The 19,469-nt window shown below is 69.7% G+C and carries 16 protein-coding genes and 2 pseudogenes; 14 read left to right on the top strand and 4 right to left on the bottom strand.

Annotated features, from left to right (window positions below; all coding sequences use genetic code 11):
- The 7 genes from pruA to ACWDEX_RS19435 all read left to right on the top strand — a co-directional run bounded on the left by pruA (nt 1) and on the right by ACWDEX_RS19435 (nt 9,542).
- The gene (pruA, locus tag ACWDEX_RS19465; protein ID WP_450464827.1) at nt 1-1,632 is read left to right on the top strand and encodes an L-glutamate gamma-semialdehyde dehydrogenase; all 1,632 of its coding nucleotides are present in this window, start codon (nt 1-3) and stop codon (nt 1,630-1,632) included.
- 354 nt (nt 1,633-1,986) lie between these two features.
- Complete coding sequence (locus tag ACWDEX_RS19460) at nt 1,987-2,118, top strand: hypothetical protein (protein WP_361360871.1); 132 nt, start codon at nt 1,987-1,989, stop codon at nt 2,116-2,118.
- A gap of 161 nt (nt 2,119-2,279) precedes the next feature.
- Nucleotides 2,280-3,323 carry a 3-isopropylmalate dehydrogenase gene (locus ACWDEX_RS19455; protein ID WP_450464825.1) on the top strand — a complete coding sequence of 348 codons (1,044 nt, stop codon included), beginning with the start codon at nt 2,280-2,282 and terminating at the stop codon, nt 3,321-3,323.
- Between the two features lie 270 nt (nt 3,324-3,593).
- The gene (locus ACWDEX_RS19450; protein WP_450464824.1) at nt 3,594-4,682 is read left to right on the top strand and encodes a branched-chain amino acid aminotransferase; all 1,089 of its coding nucleotides are present in this window, start codon (nt 3,594-3,596) and stop codon (nt 4,680-4,682) included.
- Nucleotides 4,683-4,923: 241 nt separating this feature from the next.
- The gene (locus ACWDEX_RS19445) at nt 4,924-6,225 is read left to right on the top strand and encodes an MFS transporter (protein WP_450464823.1); all 1,302 of its coding nucleotides are present in this window, start codon (nt 4,924-4,926) and stop codon (nt 6,223-6,225) included.
- 284 nt (nt 6,226-6,509) lie between these two features.
- A complete protein-coding gene (gene cimA, locus ACWDEX_RS19440; protein WP_450464821.1) occupies nt 6,510-8,114 on the top strand; it encodes a citramalate synthase in 1,605 nt (534 codons plus the stop codon).
- Nucleotides 8,115-8,189: 75 nt separating this feature from the next.
- On the top strand, nt 8,190-9,542 hold the full coding sequence (locus ACWDEX_RS19435) for a hypothetical protein (RefSeq protein ID WP_450464820.1): 1,353 nt from the start codon (nt 8,190-8,192) through the stop codon (nt 9,540-9,542).
- Nucleotides 9,543-9,586: 44 nt separating this feature from the next.
- Here ACWDEX_RS19435 and ACWDEX_RS19430 read toward each other — a convergent pair.
- Nucleotides 9,587-9,817: pseudogene (locus ACWDEX_RS19430) on the bottom strand (response regulator transcription factor); the annotation flags it as partial.
- A gap of 112 nt (nt 9,818-9,929) precedes the next feature.
- Here ACWDEX_RS19430 and ACWDEX_RS19425 point away from each other — a divergent pair.
- Nucleotides 9,930-10,229, top strand: a complete 300-nt coding sequence (locus ACWDEX_RS19425; RefSeq protein WP_450464818.1) for a hypothetical protein — start codon at nt 9,930-9,932, stop codon at nt 10,227-10,229.
- Nucleotides 10,230-10,233: 4 nt separating this feature from the next.
- On the opposite strand, the gene ACWDEX_RS19420 is transcribed toward ACWDEX_RS19425, so the two are convergent.
- Nucleotides 10,234-11,016: an SDR family NAD(P)-dependent oxidoreductase gene (locus tag ACWDEX_RS19420; protein ID WP_450464817.1), complete on the bottom strand. Its 783-nt coding sequence runs from the start codon at nt 11,014-11,016 to the stop codon at nt 10,234-10,236.
- 138 nt (nt 11,017-11,154) lie between these two features.
- Here ACWDEX_RS19420 and ACWDEX_RS19415 point away from each other — a divergent pair, with 138 nt between their 5' ends.
- The 3 genes from ACWDEX_RS19415 to ACWDEX_RS19405 all read left to right on the top strand — a co-directional run bounded on the left by ACWDEX_RS19415 (nt 11,155) and on the right by ACWDEX_RS19405 (nt 13,963).
- Nucleotides 11,155-11,742, top strand: a complete 588-nt coding sequence (locus ACWDEX_RS19415) for a TetR/AcrR family transcriptional regulator (RefSeq protein ID WP_450464816.1) — start codon at nt 11,155-11,157, stop codon at nt 11,740-11,742.
- A gap of 29 nt (nt 11,743-11,771) precedes the next feature.
- On the top strand, nt 11,772-12,290 hold the full coding sequence (locus ACWDEX_RS19410) for a GNAT family N-acetyltransferase (RefSeq protein ID WP_450464815.1): 519 nt from the start codon (nt 11,772-11,774) through the stop codon (nt 12,288-12,290).
- 188 nt (nt 12,291-12,478) lie between these two features.
- On the top strand, nt 12,479-13,963 hold the full coding sequence (locus tag ACWDEX_RS19405; RefSeq protein ID WP_450464814.1) for an ATP-binding protein: 1,485 nt from the start codon (nt 12,479-12,481) through the stop codon (nt 13,961-13,963).
- A gap of 84 nt (nt 13,964-14,047) precedes the next feature.
- On the opposite strand, the gene ACWDEX_RS19400 is transcribed toward ACWDEX_RS19405, so the two are convergent.
- Nucleotides 14,048-14,665, bottom strand: a complete 618-nt coding sequence (locus ACWDEX_RS19400) for a YceI family protein (RefSeq protein ID WP_450464813.1) — start codon at nt 14,663-14,665, stop codon at nt 14,048-14,050.
- 171 nt (nt 14,666-14,836) lie between these two features.
- Between ACWDEX_RS19400 and ACWDEX_RS19395 the strand changes: the two genes are divergently transcribed.
- The 3 genes from ACWDEX_RS19395 (at nt 14,837) to ACWDEX_RS19385 (ending at nt 19,161) form a co-directional block, all read left to right on the top strand.
- Nucleotides 14,837-17,161: a polysaccharide lyase 8 family protein gene (locus ACWDEX_RS19395; protein ID WP_450464812.1), complete on the top strand. Its 2,325-nt coding sequence runs from the start codon at nt 14,837-14,839 to the stop codon at nt 17,159-17,161.
- A 154-nt stretch (nt 17,162-17,315) separates the two neighbouring features.
- On the top strand, nt 17,316-18,908 hold the full coding sequence (locus ACWDEX_RS19390) for an acyl-CoA carboxylase subunit beta (RefSeq protein WP_450464811.1): 1,593 nt from the start codon (nt 17,316-17,318) through the stop codon (nt 18,906-18,908).
- 55 nt (nt 18,909-18,963) lie between these two features.
- Nucleotides 18,964-19,161: an acyl-CoA carboxylase subunit epsilon gene (locus tag ACWDEX_RS19385; RefSeq protein ID WP_450464810.1), complete on the top strand. Its 198-nt coding sequence runs from the start codon at nt 18,964-18,966 to the stop codon at nt 19,159-19,161.
- 158 nt (nt 19,162-19,319) lie between these two features.
- On the opposite strand, the pseudogene ACWDEX_RS19380 reads toward ACWDEX_RS19385, so the two are convergent.
- Nucleotides 19,320-19,469 (bottom strand): annotated as a pseudogene (locus tag ACWDEX_RS19380) (ATP-binding protein); the annotation flags it as partial.

Here is a 19,469-nt window from a genome sequence, read left to right as displayed (position 1 = left end):
ATGGACGCTGTAACCCAGGTCCCCACCCCTGTCAACGAGCCGGTGCACGGTTACGCCCCGGGCTCGCCCGAGCGTGCCCGTCTGGAGGTCAAGCTCAAGGAGCTGGCCGAGAACCCGATCGACCTGCCGTGCACCATCGGTGGCGAGAAGCGCATGGGTGGCGGCAAGGCTCACCAGGTCGTGCAGCCGCACAACCACAAGGCCGTCATCGGCACGTTCCACAACGCCACCCAGCAGGACGCGCAGGACGCCATCGACGCGGCCCTGGCCGCGGCCCCCGCCTGGCGTGCGATGTCCTTCGACGACCGCGCGGCGATCATCCTGCGCGCCGCCGAGCTGCTGGCCGGCCCGTGGCGCGAGACCATGGCCGCCTCCACCATGCTGGGTCAGTCGAAGACCGCCCAGCAGGCCGAGATCGACACGCCCTGTGAGCTGGTCGACTTCTGGCGCTTCAACGTCCACTACGCCCGGCAGATCCTGGCCGAGCAGCCCCCGGCCAACTCCCCGGGTGTGTGGAACCGCATGGACCACCGCCCGCTGGAGGGCTTCGTCTACGCGATCACCCCGTTCAACTTCACGGCGATCGCGGGCAACCTGCCCACCGCACCGGCCCTCATGGGCAACGTGGTGGTCTGGAAGCCGTCCCAGACCCAGACCCACGCCGCCGTGCTGCTGATGCAGCTTCTGGAGGAGGCCGGTCTGCCCAAGGGCGTCATCAACCTCGTCACCGGTGACGGCATCGAGGTTTCCGAGGTCGCCCTGAACCACCGTGACCTCGCGGGCATCCACTTCACCGGTTCGACCAGGATCTTCCAGTACCTGTGGAAGACGGTCGGCACCAACATCGAGAAGTACCGCTCCTACCCGCGTCTGGTCGGCGAGACCGGCGGCAAGGACTTCGTGGTGGCCCACCCGTCGGCCGACCGCGCGGTGCTGAAGACCGCCCTGACCCGTGGTTCCTTCGAGTTCCAGGGCCAGAAGTGCTCGGCCAGCTCCCGGGCGTACATCCCGGCCTCCATCTGGAACTCCGGTTTCAAGGAGGAGTTCGCGGCCGAGGTCGACGGCCTGGCCATGGGTGACGTCACCGACCTGTCGAACTTCATCGGCGCGGTCATCGACGAGCGTTCGTTCGCCAAGAACAAGGCCGCGATCGACCGGGCCAAGGAGGACTCGGCCTGCACGATCGTCGCGGGCGGCACCTACGACGACTCGGTCGGCTACTTCGTCCGCCCGACCGTCATCGAGTGCACCGACCCGGAGAACGAGGTCTTCACGACCGAGTACTTCGGCCCGATCCTCGCCGTGCACGTCTACGAGGACGACAAGTACGACGAGATGCTGACCCAGATGGAGTCGGTGTCGGACTACGCCCTGACGGGCTCGGTCATCGCGAACGACCGCGCTGCCGCGGCCTACACGATGGAGAAGCTCCGCTTCGCGGCCGGCAACTTCTACATCAACGACAAGTCGACCGGCGCCGTGGTCGGCCAGCAGCCCTTCGGCGGCGGCCGTGCCTCCGGCACCAACGACAAGGCGGGTGCCCCGCAGAACCTGATGCGCTGGACCCTGACCCGCGCCATCAAGGAGACGCTGGTCCCGCCGACGGACTACACGTATCCGCACATGGGCTGAGGCTCTCGGGCACTGACTCCGCCCCCGTTCACGGCATACGCCGGGGACGGGGGCGGCTCCATGTGCGCGGCGGTTCGGGCGGACCGCCGGGGCGGGTGTGCTCTGTCTGGTACTGAGGATCTCCGCAGGTCACAGCGGTGCGGCCCGATTTCCCGTCTCAGATAGTAGGAAGTCCGAGTAATTGTGGAGACAGACGCCCCGCGCTCACTTAGCTTTGAAGGAGCCGAACGTCTCGCTCGATCAAGCGAATGGCGGCCGTGAGCCGGGCCCCTTGCAGGCAACCCCTGCGGCACCGCTCCCCGCCCCTCCGGCGTCTCCCGTTTCCGCACTCCACCTTGAAGGAGTCGATTCCCCATGGCCGAGACGACCGCCCGACGCCGAGTCCGTCACGTGTCCCGTACGAGCGAGTCCGACCGTAAGAACGCCGCCGCCGCGCTCCAGCGCGCCCTCGACCGCAGGGACAACGGCGGAGAGGCCGGCCACTGAGCCGCGGCGCCCCCATTCGGGCCGCGGCTTCCCCCCCCATGCCGTGAGCCGGAGCGGTACGGGGTCCGCCGACTCTTGGTGGACCCCGTACCCGCTGGAGTGATCTGTCCGTATCCCGGACAGCTCATGTCATTCCATGGGACAAGGAGTACGGTGCCGTCATGTCTCGCAGCATCAATCTCGCAGTGATCCCCGGTGACGGCATCGGCCAGGAGGTCGTGGCCCAGGGACTCAAGGTCCTTTCCGCCGTCCTCCCGCAGGATGTGAAGCTGGAGACCAAGGAGTACGACTTCGGCGCCCGTCGCTACCACGCCACCGGTGAGACCCTCACCGACGCGGACCTGGAGCAGCTGAGGCGGCACGACGCGATCCTGCTCGGCGCGATCGGTGACCCGTCGGTCCCGTCCGGCGTCCTGGAGCGCGGCTTCCTGCTCAAGCTCCGCTTCGCCTTCGATCACCACGTCAACCTGCGGCCGTCCAAGCTGCTCCCGGGTGTCCCGACCCCGCTCGCGGGCCAGCCGGAGATCGACTTCGTCGTCGTCCGCGAGGGCACCGAAGGCCCGTACACGGGCAACGGTGGAACGATCCGCACCGGCACTCCGCACGCGGTCGCCACCGAGGTCTCGCTGAACACCGCGTTCGGCATCGAGCGCGTCGTACGCGACGCGTACGCCCGCGCGCAGGCCCGCCCCCGTAAGAAGCTGGCCCTCGTCCACAAGAACAACGTGCTGGTGCACGCCGGTCACCTGTGGACGGACATCTTCACCAAGGTGGGCGAGGAGTTCCCCGAGGTCACGACCGAGTACATGCACGTGGACGCGGCGACGATCTATCTCGTCACGCAGCCCGAGCGCTTCGACGTGATCGTCACCGACAACCTCTTCGGCGACATCATCACCGACCTGGCCGCCGCCATCTCCGGCGGTATCGGGGTCGCCGCCTCCGGCAACATCAACCCGTCCGGCGCGTTCCCGTCGATGTTCGAGCCCGTGCACGGCTCGGCACCGGACATCGCGGGCCAGGGCAAGGCCGACCCGTCGGCCACCGTCCTGTCCGTCGCACTCCTGCTGCGCCACCTCGGCTACGAGGCCGAGGCCTCCCGTATCGAAGAGGCCGTCTCCGCCGACCTCGCGGAGCGTGTGGGCAAGCCCGCCCGCAGCACCGACGAGATCGGTGACGCGCTCGTCGTACGAGTAGCAGGCTGACCCAGGCCGCCACTCACACTCCTTGAGAGAAGCCGCCGGGTCGCCATCGCGCCCGGCGGCTTTTCCCTGCCTTCGCCGGGTGCCACCATCGAACCACCCCTGGGCAAGCACAAGGGCCGCGTTCACACCGTTTCCTCCACGTTCCGCTGTTGCGATAATCGGACGCGGAGCCGCGGAATGAGGGAATGCTCGGACGTCCTCGCACCCGCCTCTGGCGGTACGGGCGCGAGCGCGGCCCGTCACACACAACCGGTGAAGGACACATCACACATGACGACGCCCACGATCGAGCTGAAGCCCTCCGCCAACCCGCTCTCCGACGCGGAGCGCGAGGCGATCATGGTCAACCCCGGATTCGGCCGCCACTTCACCGACCACATGGTGACGATCAAGTGGACCGAGGGGCGAGGCTGGCACGACGGACAGCTCGTTCCGTACGCGCCGATCCCGCTCGACCCGGCCACCAACGTGCTGCACTACGGGCAGGAGATCTTCGAGGGTCTCAAGGCCTACCGCCAGCCCGACGGCTCGGTCGCCACCTTCCGCCCCGACAAGAACGCCCGGCGCTTCCAGCACTCCGCCCACCGTCTCGGGATGCCCGAGCTGCCGGTCGAGACGTTCATCGAGGCGTGTGACGTCCTCGTCCGGCAGGACCAGGACTGGGTGCCTGAGCACGGCGGCGAGGCGTCCCTCTACCTGCGCCCGTTCATGATCGGTACCGAGGTCGGTCTCGGTGTGAAGCCGGCCAACGAGTACCTCTTCGTCGTCATCGCCTGCCCGGCGGGCGCCTACTTCGCGGGCGGGGTGAAGCCGGTCTCCATCTGGGTGTCGGAGGACCGCGTCCGTGCCGTCCCCGGTGGCATGGGCGACGCCAAGACCGGCGGCAACTACGCCGCTTCCCTGCTCGCCCAGGCCGAGGCCGCGGAAAAGGGTTGCGACCAGGTCTGCTACCTCGACGCCGTGGAGCACAAGTGGGTCGAGGAGCTCGGCGGCATGAACGTGTGCTTCGTGTACGGGAACAAGATCGTCACCCCGTCGCTGACCGGTTCGATCCTCGAGGGCGTCACGCGTGACTCCCTCCTCGCCGTCGCCCGCGAGCTCGGCTACGAGGCCGAGGAGGGCCGCGTCTCCGTCGACCAGTGGCAGGCCGACTCCGAGAACGGCACCCTCACGGAGGTCTTCGCCTGCGGCACCGCGGCCGTCATCACCCCGGTCGGCACGGTCAAGCGCGCGGGCGCCGAGTGGAAGCAGTCCGACGGCGAGCCGGGCGAGGTCACCCTCAGGCTTCGTGAGGCCCTCCTGGACCTGCAGCGCGGCACCCGCGAGGACAGCCACGGCTGGATGCACCGTCTGGCCTGATCCCCGCCCGCACAACAACACTCAGGGCCGCCCCGGACGTCGCGTCCGGGGCGGCCCTGTCGCGTATGGGCGACGGAGTTCCCGGACACATCCCTCGGCTGACCGGCGACCGGCTACCGCGCGCTCGCAAAGGCGTGATCACGTGTTGTCGGCCGAATGGTCCCGCCTCGCGCCGTGAACGCAATGAACGAAACGCGAGGCGCTCTTGTCGCATCCGCGAACGACCGGCACGTTACCGGCCATGGGACGAGAGCATTGGAAGAAGATCTGGATCGGTTCGGCCGGCAACATGGTGGAGTGGTACGACTGGTTCGTCTACGCCAGTTTCGCCACCTACTTCGCGGGGGCGTTCTTCCCTGACGGGAACCCCACGGCCCAGCTCATGAACACCGCGGGCATCTTCGCGGTCGGGTTCTTCATGCGCCCGGTCGGCGGCTGGCTGCTCGGCCGGGTCGGTGACCGCAAGGGACGCAAGGCCGCGCTGACCCTGACGGTCACCCTGATGTCCGCCTCCGCGATCCTCATCGCCATCGCGCCGACATACGCCGTGGCGGGCTACGGCGGCGCGCTCGTGCTGCTCGTCGCCCGCCTGCTGCAGGGGCTCTCGGTGGGCGGCGAGTACGCGGCCAGCGCGACCTATCTCACCGAGGCGTCCGACCCGAAGCGGCGCGGCTTCGCCTCCAGCTTCCAGTACGTCTCGATGACCGCCGGTCAGATCGTCGGCCTGGGCCTGCTGATCCTGCTCCAGCACACGATGTCCGACAGCGCGCTGCACAGCTACGGCTGGCGTCTCCCCTTCGTGGTGGGTGCGCTTGGCGCGGCGGTGATCTTCTACCTGCGGCGGAACATGCTGGAGACGGACGTCTACGAGGCCGACGAGAGCGGCGGCGAGGAGCGGGGCACGCTGCGCGCGCTGTGGCGGCACAAGCGTGAGGCGTTCCTGGTGATCGCGCTGACCATGGGCGGCACGGTCGCGTACTACACGTACACCACGTACCTGACCAAGTACCTGTCGAACTCGGCGGGCCTGTCCAAGCAGACCGCGACCCTGGTCTCCTTCACTGCGCTGATCGTCTTCGCCTGTCTCCAGCCGCTCGCCGGCCGGCTCTCCGACCGGATCGGCCGCCGTCCGCTGCTGATCACCTTCGCCCTCGGCTCCACCTTCCTGACCGTGCCGATCATGACGCTGCTGAAGCACGCGGACGGCTTCTGGCCGGCGCTCGGCCTGTCCCTGCTGGCCCTGGTCGTCGTCACCGGCTACACCTCGATCAACGCGTGCGTGAAGGCGGAGCTGTTCCCGACGGGGGTGCGCGCCCTGGGCGTGGCCCTGCCCTACGCCATCGCCAACGCCCTCTTCGGCGGCACGGCGGAATACGTCGCCCTGTGGTTCAAGAACGCGGACGCCGAGTCCGGCTTCTACTGGTATGTGGCGGGCTGCGCGGCCGTGTCCCTGGTGGTGTACCTGACCATGCGGGAGACGCGGGACCTGGACCTGACCCGGGTGAAGGGCGCCGAGCCGTCCACAGTGACGACCGCATCCTGAGACGACTGTGAGCGCGGGGGCGGAAATGTGCCAAACTGCCCCCGTGCTCACGTTCGCCATGATTATTGGCAGCAGGCGCGCCGGTCCGCAGTGACCGCCACGTACGACCCGGTACGGGCGGCCACCGTCGTCCTCGACCCGCGCGCAGACCTCTCGCATCCGCGAGGGGTTTTTCGTTTTTCCTGGCCCACCTGCAGCCGGGAGGGGAGCGCGAGGGATCATGGGAGGACGGTGGAACCGGTCATTCCGGTAAGACCGAGACTCAACACAGGAGCCTTGACACCATGACGGAAACCAGCGAGCTCGACGACTCGTTCCACGTCTTCGACACGACGCTGCGTGACGGCGCGCAGCGCGAGGGCATCAATCTCACTGTCGCGGACAAGCTGGCCATCGCACGGCACCTGGACGACTTCGGCGTCGGTTTCATCGAGGGCGGCTGGCCCGGTGCCAATCCACGCGACACCGAGTTCTTCGCTCGCGCACAGCAGGACATCGACTTCAAACACGCCAAGCTGGTCGCCTTCGGCGCGACACGTCGGCCCGGCGGCAAGGCGTCGGAGGACCCCCAGGTCAAGGCGCTGCTGGAGTCGGGCGCACCGGTGATCACCCTGGTCGCGAAGTCCCACGACCGCCATGTCGAGCTGGCCCTGCGCACGACGCTCGACGAGAACCTGGAGATGATCCGGGACACGGTGTCCCATCTGCGCGCGGCGGGCCGCCGGGTCTTCGTGGACTGCGAGCACTTCTTCGACGGCTACCGGGCGAACCCCCAGTACGCGAAGTCGGTGGTGCGCGCGGCGGCGGAGGCGGGCGCGGACGTCGTCATCCTCTGTGACACGAACGGCGGAATGCTGCCCGCCCAGGTCCACGCGGTGGTGTCCACGGTCCTCGCGGACACGGGCGCCCGCCTCGGCATCCACGCCCAGGACGACACGGGATGCGCGGTCGCGAACACCCTGGCCGCGGTGGACGCGGGCGCCACACACGTGCAGTGCACGGCGAACGGCTACGGCGAGCGGGTGGGCAACGCCAACCTGTTCCCGGTGGTGGCGGCCCTGGAGCTGAAGTACGGCAAGAAGGTGCTCCCCGAGGGCAGGCTCCGCGAGATGACGCGCATCTCGCACGCGATCGCGGAGGTCGTGAACCTGACCCCCTCCACGCACCAGCCGTACGTCGGCGTATCGGCCTTCGCCCACAAGGCGGGCCTGCACGCGTCCGCGATCAAGGTGGACCCGGACCTGTACCAGCACATCGACCCCGAGCTGGTCGGCAACACCATGCGGATGCTGGTCTCCGACATGGCGGGCCGGGCGTCCGTCGAGCTCAAGGGCAAGGAGCTCGGCGTGGACCTGGGCGACGACCGGGAGCTGGTCGGCCGGGTCGTGGAGCGCGTGAAGGAGCGCGAGCTCAAGGGCTACACGTACGAGGCGGCGGACGCGAGCTTCGAGCTGCTGCTGCGCGAGGAGGTGGCGGGCAAGCCGCTCAGCTACTTCCGCACGGAGTCCTGGCGGGCGATCGTCGAGGACCGCCCCGACGGCAGCCACGCCAACGAGGCGACGGTCAAGCTCTGGGCGAAGAGCGAACGCATCGTGGCCACGGCGGAGGGCAACGGCCCGGTCAACGCCCTGGACCGCGCCCTGCGGGTCGCCCTGGAGCGGATCTACCCCGAGCTCGCCAACCTCGGCCTGGTCGACTACAAGGTCCGCATCCTGGAGGGCAAGCACGGCACGCAGTCCACGACGCGCGTCCTCATCTCCACGTCGGACGGCACGGGCGAATGGTCCACGGTGGGCGTGGCGGACAACGTGATCGCGGCGTCGTGGCAGGCGCTGGAGGACGCCTACACGTACGGTCTGCTGCGCGCGGGCGTGGAACCGGCGGAGTAACACCGGGGCCGTGGTGCCGTCCCGCCTCCCGGGGCGGAACGGCACCTTTACGGGGCATTCAGGTAGCTTCGTAATATGAACGCCAGGCCAGTTCGTATATTCGCCGTACCGTTGGTCGCCCTGCTCATAGCGGTCCTGACGGTCTTGACCACGGGGGCACCCCGCGCGCACGCGGCGACGAGTGTCTCGGTCATCGCCGAGGCACTGCGCAAGGGCCCGGTGTACGTCGACCCCGCGGCCTCCGGACAACTGCCGCCCCACGACGCCGACGCCCTCGCGAAGAAGATCAAGGACGCCGGCAAGCCCGTCTTCGTGGTGGTCCTGCCCGCCGACTACCCCACCCAGAACCTCTTCTCCAACCTGCGCACGGCCACCGGCATCACCGGTGTGTACGCGATCCGTCTCGGTGACCGCTTCGACGCGCGGGCTGACTCCTCGGTCCTGTCCCGCAACGCCGTGCGGAACCTGACCGCCAGCGTCCGGGGCGAGAGCGCCACGGCCCAGCTGAACGACTTCACCGACCGGTCGCTCGCCAATGTCCGCGGCCACGCCCCGTCGACCTGGGGCACCTCGGGGACGGGCGGCGGCCTCTCGTCCACCGCCCTGATCACGGCGGGCGCGGTGATCGTCGCGGGTGGCGCGGGCGCCTACGCACTCGTACGGGTGAACAGGCGTCGGCGGGAGCAGGAGCAGCGGGCCTCGCTCGAGCGGCTGCGGGTCGTGGTCGACGAGGACATCACCGCCTTCGGCGAAGAACTGGACCGCCTCGACTTCCAGCCGGGGGAGCCGGGTGCGGACGACGCCATGCGCGCGGACTACGAGCGGGCGCTGGACGCGTACGAACAGGCGAAGTCGTTCATGGCGTCGGCACAGCGCCCCGAGGACGTGAAGGCCGTGACCCAGGCCCTGGAGGACGGTCGTTTCTCGCTGGCGGTGCTCGCCGCCAGGCGAGAGGGCAGGCCGCTGCCCGAACGCCGGGCGCCCTGCTTCTTCGACCCGCGCCACGGCCCGTCCCTGGCCGACGCGACCTGGACTCCCCCGGGCGGCAGCCCGCGCGAGGTTCCCGTCTGCGCGGCCGACCAGGCCCGGCTGGCCGACGGCCGCGATCCCATGGTCCGCGAGGTGGACACGGAGTACGGCCGCCGCCCCTACTGGGACGCCGGCCCGGCCTACGGCCCCTGGGCGGGCGGCTACTTCGGCGGCGGCATGCTGCCCGGCCTGCTGGTGGGCACGGTGCTCGGCAGCATGATGTCCACCCCGTCGTACGCGGCCGACTACGGCACCGGCTACGGCGACTTCGGTGGTGCCGGCTACGACGGCGGGGACGTCTCGGGCGCCGACTTCGACCCCGGAGACTTCGGCGGCGGCTTCGGCGACGGCGGCGGAGGGGACTTCGGCGGCGGCGGGGACTTCGGCGGAGGGTTCTGACTCAGCCGGCGGAGTCCGCAGGGGCCTCCCGGTGCCCGGGAGGCCTACGGCATCCGCGGCACGACCAGCCCCGACTCGTACGCCAGGACGACGGCCTGCGTACGGTCGCGCAGCCCGAGCTTGGACAGCACGCGGCTGACGTGCGTCTTGACCGTCTCCTCACCGACCCGCAGGCGGCCGGCGAGCTCCGGGTTCGACAGCCCCTCCGCCAGCAGCCGGTCCGGAGATGCGGCGGCTGCTGGGCGTGCTGCGGGAGGACGCGGACACCGGTGTGCAGCGCCGGCCGCAGCCCGGCCTGCGTCAGCTCATGGAGCTGATCGACGAGTCGCGCAGCGCGTCCGGCTCGTGCACCCGGCGCGCCCCGCGACGGGCACGGTCCTCTGCCTCATGCTGGTGGCGTTGCTGGGCCTGTCCCTGGCCACGCTGCTGAGGGACACGGCAGCCGCGATCACCCTCGGCCTGGGCCTGCTCTACCTCGCCCCGCTCATGGCGGACATCCTCCACTCACCCACCTGGCAGCACCGGCTGGAACGCTGGGCTCCGATGCCGGCGGCCCTGTCGATCCAGGCGACGAGAAACCTGGCCCACCTGCCCATCGCCCCCTGGCCGGGCCTGGGCGTCCTGGCGGCGTACGCGCTGGGGTTGCTGGCGGTGGGCTCGGCCCTGTTCAGGTGGCGTGACGCGTGAGCGACTACGCGGTCTTGACCGCTCCACCGTCGATGAGGTGGTCGGTGCCGGTTGTCGCGGCGGCGAGCGGCGAGGCGAGGTAGGTGACGAGGGCTGCGACCTCCTCGGGTTCGACGAGCCGGTCGATGAGCATGCCCATCGCCGTGGGCAGTCCGGCCAGGAGTTCTGCGTGGGGAACACCCATGGCCGTGGCGAGTTCGGCGCCGTAGCCGGTCGGGCTCTCCCACATGGCGGTGCGGACCGGCCCTGGCGAGACGGTGTTCACCCGTACGCCCTGTGCCCCGAACTCCTCCGCCAGCGCCTTGCCGAACGCCGTGAGCGCGGCCTTGGCCGTCGTGTAGGCGATGGGGCCGCCGTGCGGGACGCGGGCGCCGATGGAGGAGACGTTGACGATCGCGCCGCGGGTGGCTGTCAGGGTGGGCAGGGCGGCGCGGGTGACGCGGACGGTGGCGAAGAAGTTCAGGTCCACCACCTGTGCCCACTGCGCGTCGGTCACATCGAGGAAGCCGCCGTTCAGACCACCGTCGCCGCCGCCGACGTTGTTGACCAGGATGTCGATACCGCCCAGCTCCCCCACGGCCTCGGCGACCAGAGGCCCGGCTGCGGCGGGGTCGGACAGGTCCGCTGCCACCGGTATCGCGCCGGCCGCCGTCAGTTCCGGGGTGGGAGTCCGGGCAGCGGCGATCACGCGTACCCCTTCGGCGGCCAGGGCGCGGACGACGGCCAGCCCGATACCCCGGCTGGCGCCCGTGACCAGGGCAGTCTTCCCGCTCAAATGCAGATCCATGAGGTCCTCCACAGTTAGATGCATCTCCAAAGCTGCACAGAAGCTAGAACATGCATCACCAATGTTGCAAGTTATTGATGAGTTGCCGCACGGGCGTACTCTCATGGGGTCGTCACCCATCCGGAAGGATCCGCACCCATGGCGCTGCCCGCCTCCGCGAAACCGCTGCGCGCCGACACCGAGCGGACGGTGCGTGCGATCCTCGAAGCCGCCGAGCGCGTGCTGTCCGCGAACCCGGCGGCCACGATGGAGCAGATCGCCGAGGCCGCCGGAGTCGCGCGGACCACCGTTCACCGGCGGTTCGCCTCACGGGAGGCGCTGATCGGGGCGCTGGCAGCATGGGCGACGCAGCGGTTCCACGAGGCCGTCCAAGCGGCCCGGCCGGACACCGCCCCGCCCGCCGTCGCGCTCTACCAGGTCACCGTGAACGTGCTCCGCGTGAAGATCGGATGGGGCTTCGCCATGGGTGCTCTGCCCACCGACTCTCCCGAGGTGGCACGCGTGCACGCCGACGTACTGGCCCAGTGCGAGCGGCTGTTCGTCCGCGCCCGCGACGCCGGGCTGCTCCCACCCGACGCCGACCTGGACTGGGCACGGCGCGTCTACTACGCCCTCATCCACGAAGCCGCCACTCAGGCGCCGGACAGCGACGCCGCCATGGACGCCCTTGCCACACGCGTCGTCGGCACCTTGCTGCACGGCATCGGTACGCCGGTCACCGCCTGATCGTGAGGTCGACGCACCGGGGGAGCAGTGTGAGCACGTTCGTGGCCCAGGCCATCAGAACCAGGCGGCTGGACCTGCTGCCGTTGGACATCGAGCACGCCGAGGAGATGGCCGCAGCACTGTCCGATCCGGCCCTGCACGCCTTCATCGGCGGCACTCCGGACACCCCGCAGGCCCTGCGCTCCCGCTACCAGCGCATGAGCGCAGGCTCTCCCGATCCGGCCGTCACCTGGCTGAACTGGGTGATCCGACTCCGCGATGATTCCTGCCTGACGGGCACGGTCCAGGCGACAGTCAGTCCCTCCGGGCAGGGCCTCCTCGCCGAGATCGCCTGGGTTGTGGGGACCCCGTGGCAGGGAAGAGGCATTGCCACCGAAGCGGCCCGAGGCCTCGTCGACTGGCTCAGCGGACAGCCGGTACACACCGTCATCGCCCACATCCACCCCGAGCACCGGGCATCCGCTGCCGTCGCCACCGCCGCCGGGCTCACGCCCACCGGCGAATGGCACGAAGGCGAGCTCCGATGGCACCGGAGCATCGGGCGATAACCTCGCGGGCTTCGGCCTGCGCCTGACCCTGCACGCCGACGGAGTCCTCCGCGTCGGGGAGCGGCGCTCGGCAAGATCGTATTGGTTGCGAATTCGAACCTACGTTCATCTACGCCGTGACCGACCCGCGTCGCTCGTTAGGGGAAACGTACTTCCGGGAAACGCACTTCCCTATCCTCTGGAGACCCATGCCCCGCCCCCGGCCCAGCGTCCCTCGGCCCTCCGACATGTTCGACCGCGAATGGGAGTGGAGCGAGCTGACCGCCTTCGCGGCCGACGACGGCCCGGAGGCCACGATGGCCGTGGTCTCCGGCCGACGGCGGCAGGGCAAGTCCTTCCTCCTCGACTCCCTCGCCCGCGCAGCCGGAGGGTTCTACTTCTGTGCGTACGAGGCGACCGAGGCGGAGTCGCTGCGCCGTTTCGGCGAGGAGCTGGGCCAGTACAGCGGCAGCGTCGCCCCGATGCGGTTCGACCGCTGGGAGGACGCCATCGACGCGCTCCTGGCGCTCGGCAAAGAGCGGCCCCTGCCCGTCGTCCTCGACGAGTTCCCCTACCTGACCAGGGCGACGCCGTCCCTGCCCTCCATCGTGCAGGTCGCCTATGGCCCCCGCCGCCCCGAGCGGCTGGAATCCCGTACCAGGCTGCTGCTCTGCGGCAGTTCGCTCTCCTTCATGGGCAAGCTGCTCAGTGACGCCTCGCCCCTGCGAGGGCGCGCGGGACTCGAACTCGTCGTCCAGCCACTGGACTTCCGACAGGCCGCGGCCTTCTGGGGCATCGACGTCCCACGGCTCGCGCTACTCGTCCACAGCGTGGTGGGCGGTACCCCGGCGTACCGCAAGGAGTTCGTACGCGACGACGTACCCGATGGCCTTGACGACTTCGACGCCTGGGTCTGCCGTACCGCGCTCTCCCCTCGCTCTCCGCTGTACCGCGAGGCCCGCTATCTCCTGGCGGACGAATCCGATCTGCGCGACCGGGCCCTGTACCACTCCGTCCTCGCCGCGCTCGCCTCGGGCAACGCCACAGCGGGGGGTATCGCGAGCTTCCTGGAACGCCCCACCAGCGACATCACGCATCCGCTGACCGTCCTGCAGGACTGCGGACTCGTGCGCAGAGAGACTGACGCCTTCCGGGCGAACCGGAGCGTCTACCGGGTGGACGAGCCACTGATCGGCTTCGACCACGCCATCGCCCGGCCCAGACGTGCCCTGCTGGACCGCGGCTCGGCGGAACAGGTTTGGGAGAGTTCCCGCGCCCGATTCCTCTCCGCCGTCGTGGGACCGCATTTCGAGCAGGTCTGCCGGGAGTGGGTGGCGCACTTCGCGTCGCCGGACACGCTGGGCGGCATGCCCATCGAGGTGTCGTACGGGACCGTCGCAGATCCGGAAGCGCGCACCAGCCATGAGATCGACGTGGTGGTGCGCGGCGCGGTCGGGCAGGACAACGGAGTGCTGCTGTCCCTGGGTGAGGCCAAGTGGGACCAGGTCATGGGCATGGGTCATCTGGACCGTCTGCGCCGGGTCCGGTCGCTGCTCGCCGCGCGTGGCGTCGACATGTCCGCCGTGCGGCTCGCGTGCTACAGCGGGGCGGGATTCAACGACGACCTGAGGGCGGCGGAGACCCGGGGTGAGGTGATCCTGGTCGATCTGCCGCGGTTGTACGAAGGGGAATGACCCTGGGTGCCCGCCCGTCCCACGCCCAAGCGCCCGCCCTCCCCATCGCAAGGACGGGCGCCGAGCGTGACCCGGCGGCCGGGCTCACGCCTGCTTGATCGCCGAGATGTCGAACACCAGCTTGATCTTGTCCGAGACCAGCACGCCGCCCGTCTCCAGCGCCGCGTTCCAGGTCAGGCCCCACTCCGACCGCAGGATCTGCGTCGTGCCCTCGAAGCCGACGCGCTCGTTGCCGAACGGGTCCTTGGCCGCGCCGTTGAACTCCAGGTCGATGGCGAGCGGCTTGGTGGTGCCGAGGATCGTCAGGTCGCCGGTGATCCGGAACGCGTCGCCGCCCAGCGCCTGCGCCTTGGTGGAGCGGAACGTCATCGTCGGGTGCTCGTCGGTCTTGAAGAAGTCCGCGCTCTTCAGGTGGCCGTCGCGGTCCGCGTTACCGGTGTCGATGCTCTCCATCCGGACGTCGATCGAGGCCGTGGACCGCGACGGGTCCGTACCGTCGAGGCGCAGTGTGCCCTCGAAGTCCTGGAAGCCGCCCTTGACGTTGGTGACCATGGCGTGGCGCGCCACGAAACCGATCGTGCTGTGCGCCGGGTCCAGCGTGTACTCGCCGGTCAGCGCGGCGAGGTCGGGGTTCACGGCGGCGGCCGGCACGGTGGCGGCGGCGGTGAGGTCGGTGCTGGTCTTGCGGCCGAAGATGCCCATGAGGTGCTCCTTGGGGGACGGGTGCGCGGTCTCCGCAGGAGGCCGCGACGCCGAAGCTGTTTAAGCTTCAACGACTTGGACTACGTCGACAGTAAGCCCATTCTGTTCAAGTTTCAACTGCATTGAAAAACGTGTTGCCCGTGTTGCCGTGCGTGACGACGATGAAGGGTCATGACGTCCGACCGTCGCACGTTCCTGACCGCAGCCCTGGCGGCCACCGTCGCCGTCCCCGCCTCCGTCCCGCCGGGCGAAGTCCCCTCCTCCTCCGACGAGTTCGACACCCTGCGCCGCCGCTGGCTCGACCTCGCCCTGGGCACCGGCTACGACCCCGCCGCCGAGCCCTACGCCTCCCGCCTGGCCCGCACCGGCGATCTCGCCCGGGGCTTTCGCGCCACCATGGCACCGGCCACCGGCTCCCTCTGGCCCCAGTACCCGTTCGACCCGCCCGACGGCATCACCCAGAGTTTCGACCGGCTGTGGACGATGACCCAGGCGTACGTCCAAGGCGGCACCGGCTCGACCGGCGACGCGGATCTCCTCGCCGACGTCCTGCGGGGCCTCGAGCACGTCCTCACCGCCGTCTTCAACCCCTCGACCACCCCCTACGGCAACTGGTGGCACTGGCAGATCGGCAGCCCCCGCCCGCTCATGGACATCGTGACGGCCCTGCACGACCACCTGAGCGACACACTGCGGGACGCCGCCCTCGCCGCCGTCGACCACTTCATCCCCGACTCCGCGCTGCACGACTACTCGGGCACCTCCACCGGCGCAAACCGCGTCGACCTCTGCCGCAGCGTCGCCCTGCGCGGCATCGCGGGACGCGCGCCCGACCGGATCGCCCTCGCCCGCGACGCCCTCTCGCCGGTCTTCCCGTACGTCACCCGGGGCGACGGGCTCTACGCCGACGGCTCGTTCGTGCAGCACACCCAGATCGCGTACTCCGGCACCTACGGCCAGGTCATGCTCGACGGCCTCGGACGGCTGTTCACCCTCCTCGCCGACTCCTCCTGGGAGGTCACCGACCCCCAGCGGCAGATCGTCCTCGACAGCGTCGAGCACGCCTACGCACCCCTCATCCATGACGGACTCGTCATGGACAGCGTCAACGGGCGTGCCATCAGCCGGGGTTACCTCACCAGTGACGACCTGCACGTCATGCGCAGCGACCACTTCCACGGGCAGGCGCTGATCGCGGCGATCGCCCTCCTCGCGGGCGCGGCGAGTGAAGCCGAGCGCCGGCGCTGGCACGGACTGGTCAAGGGGTGGATCGCCCGGGACACCGTGACCCCGATCCTCACCGCACCTCAGTTCGACGTCGCGGACCTGGCCCGGCTGCACGCCATCGCCCGCTCCGCGGTGCCCGCCGCACCCGAGCCCGCCGGCCACCGCCTGTTCGCCGCCATGGACCGGGCTGTCCACCGAGGCGCCCGCTTCACCCTGAACATCTCGATGTCCTCCAACCGCATCGCGCACTACGAGAGCGGCAACGGCGAGAACCCGCGCGGCTGGCACACCGGCGCCGGCATGGTGCTGTGGTGGGCGGCGGGGGAGTCGGGCCAGTACACGGACTGGTACTGGCCCACGGTCGACTGGTACCGCCTGCCCGGCACCACCGTCTCCACCAAGCGGCTCGCCGACCGGGCGGGCGGCGAGTGGGGCGAGCCGAAGCCGGACGTGCGGTGGGTGGGCGGCACGACCGACGGCACCTACGCGGCGGTCGGCCAGCACCTGAAAGGCCTTCAGTCCACGCTCGAAGCCCGCAAGTCGTGGTTCTGTGTCGACGAAGCCGTGATCTGCCTGGGCGCCGGGATCACCTGCTCGGACGGCGTCCCCGTCGAGACGGTCGTCGACAACCGCGACCTGGGCGAGCGCGGCACGCACTCCCTCGTACGGGGACACGGCTGGGCCCACCTGGAGGGCCACGGCGGCTGGCTGTTCCCCGCCGGGGGTGACCTGCGCGCGCTGCGGGAGCAGCGCACCGGCGCCTGGTCCGACATCAACACCAGCAGTACCCCCGAACGGCGTACCCGGCAGTGGCAGACACTCTGGCTCGACCACGGCACGGACCCGCGGGACGCCTCGTACGCCTACGTCCTGATGCCGGGCGCCACGCGCGGGCAGGTCGCGGCCCGTGCCGCCGACCACCACTGGCTCGCCGTCCTCGCGAACGACGCGACATGCCAGGCCGTCGGTGTGCCCTCCCTCGGTGTGACGGCGGCGAACTTCTGGCAGGCGGGTACCGTGGACGGGCTGACCGCGATGGGGGAGGGCGCTAGTGTCCTTCTGCGCCACCGGGGCAGGACGGCGACACTCTGCGTGAGCGAGCCACCCCGCACCGGGGAGCCACTGGAGATCGTCTGGGACCGTCCGGTACGAGCCGTCGTACGCACCGACCCGAGCGTCGAGGTGGAGACCTCAGGGGGCCGTTCGAGGTTCCGTGTCACTCCAGGGATGGCATGTGTGACCCATGTGTGTGAAGTGGCACTCGACTGACGGGTTTGTGTGACCCCCACAACGCCAAGGCCCCCTGAGCAGTCAGATCGGCTGCATAAGGGTGTGGTTCTGTTCGGTGGTACCAGGAAAACGGGCCGGAGACTGTGCGGAGTCGACGGCCCGGTTTCCATGGTCGGCTTCGTAAGGTCACTACATGACCGTTTTGGACGAGGCTGTAGACACCGGGAGCGGGCCCACGGACGCACGCGGGCGCGTCGCCGAACTGCACGAGATTCGTGCACGGGCCCTGGCAGGCCCCAGCGAGAAGGCGACCGAGGCACAGCACGCCAAGGGCAAGCTGACGGCGCGGGAGCGTATCGAGCTGCTGCTGGATCCGGGCTCGTTCCAAGAGGTCGAGCAGTTGCGTCGGCACCGGGCGACCGGGTTCGGCCTGGAGGCCAAGAAGCCGTACACGGACGGTGTGATCACCGGCTGGGGCACGGTGGAGGGCCGTACGGTCTTCGTCTACGCCCATGACTTCCGCATCTTCGGCGGTGCGCTGGGCGAGGCCCACGCCACGAAGATCCACAAGATCATGGACATGGCGATCGCGGCGGGTGCGCCGCTGGTGTCGCTGAACGACGGCGCGGGTGCCCGTATCCAGGAGGGTGTCTCCGCGCTCGCCGGCTACGGCGGTATCTTCCAGCGCAACACCAAGGCGTCCGGGGTGATCCCGCAGATCTCGGTGATGCTCGGCCCGTGCGCGGGCGGTGCGGCCTACTCCCCGGCGCTCACGGACTTCGTGTTCATGGTCCGTGACACCTCGCAGATGTTCATCACCGGGCCGGACGTGGTCAAGGCCGTCACCGGTGAGGAGATCACCCAGAACGGGCTGGGCGGCGCCGATGTGCACGCCGAGACCTCCGGCGTCTGCCACTTCGCCTACGACGACGAGGAGACGTGCATCGCCGAGGTGCGCTACCTCCTCTCCCTCCTCCCGCAGAACAACCGGGAGAACCCGCCCCGGGTCGCGGCCACGGACCCGGCGGACCGCCGCGGCGACAGCCTGCTGGACCTGGTGCCGGCGGACGGCAACCGGCCCTACGACATGGCGAAGGTCATCGAGGAGATCGTCGACGACGGCGAATACCTGGAGGTCCACGAGCGCTGGGCACGTAACGTCATCTGCGCGCTGGCCCGTCTGGACGGCCAGGTGGTGGGCATCATCGCCAACCAGCCGCAGACGCTCGCCGGGGTCCTGGACATCGAGGCCTCGGAAAAAGCTGCGCGTTTTGTTCAGATGTGTGACGCTTTTAACATCCCGTTGGTGACGTTCCTGGACGTCCCCGGCTTCCTTCCCGGAGTCGACCAGGAGCACGGCGGAATCATCCGTCATGGCGCGAAGCTGCTGTACGCGTACTGCAACGCGACCGTGCCGAGGATTTCGCTGATCCTGCGCAAGGCGTACGGAGGCGCCTACATCGTGATGGACAGCCAGTCCATCGGCGCGGACCTCACCTACGCCTGGCCGACCAACGAGATCGCCGTGATGGGCGCCGAGGGCGCTGCCAACGTCATCTTCCGCCGACAGATCGCCGGGGCCGAGGACCCGGAGGCCATGCGAGCGCGGATGGTCAAGGAGTACAAGTCCGAGCTGATGCACCCGTACTACGCGGCCGAACGAGGCCTCGTGGACGACGTCATCGACCCCACCGAGACGCGTGAAGTCCTGATCAGGTCACTTGCGATGCTGCAGTCCAAGCACGCCGATCTGCCTTCCCGTAAGCACGGCAACCCCCCGCAGTAACCGAGCGGACCCGCCGCGGCGACCCCGCGGACCCCTCTCTCACGGAGACTGACCCATGAGCAACCCTGACATCCGCGTCGAGAAGGGCCACGCCGAGCCCGAGGAAGTGGCCGCCATCACGGCCGTCCTCCTGGCCCGTGCCGCCGCCCAGCCGCTTACCACGACCCCGGCCCACCGAGGCCGCGCCAAGGCAGGCTGGCGCCGCCTGGAGCGCGAGCCGGGTTTTCACGCACCGCACAGCTGGCACGCGTAGGGCTGACCGCCGCTCAGCCGCGTTTCGAGGGGCCTCTCCGCTTCGGAGAGGCCCCTCTTGCCGTACCCGCACATCGCGTGTGCCGACACATGAAGAAGGGCCCCTCCTGTGAGGAGGGGCCCGGGGGCGCCGGCGAACGAGCCGCTACCCGGCGGTGCTTACCGCAGACGTGCCATCAGCGCGTGCTCCACGAGAGTGATGAGCGTCGACTTCGCGTCCGCGCGGTGGCGGGCGTCGGTCGTGATGATCGGGGCGTCCGGGCCGATCTGCAGGGCTTCGCGGACTTCTTCGGGTGTGTACGGCTGGTT

It is taken from the genome of Streptomyces sp. NPDC001020 (assembly GCF_053599115.1).
This window is presented reverse-complemented; position numbering and strand designations above follow the sequence as displayed.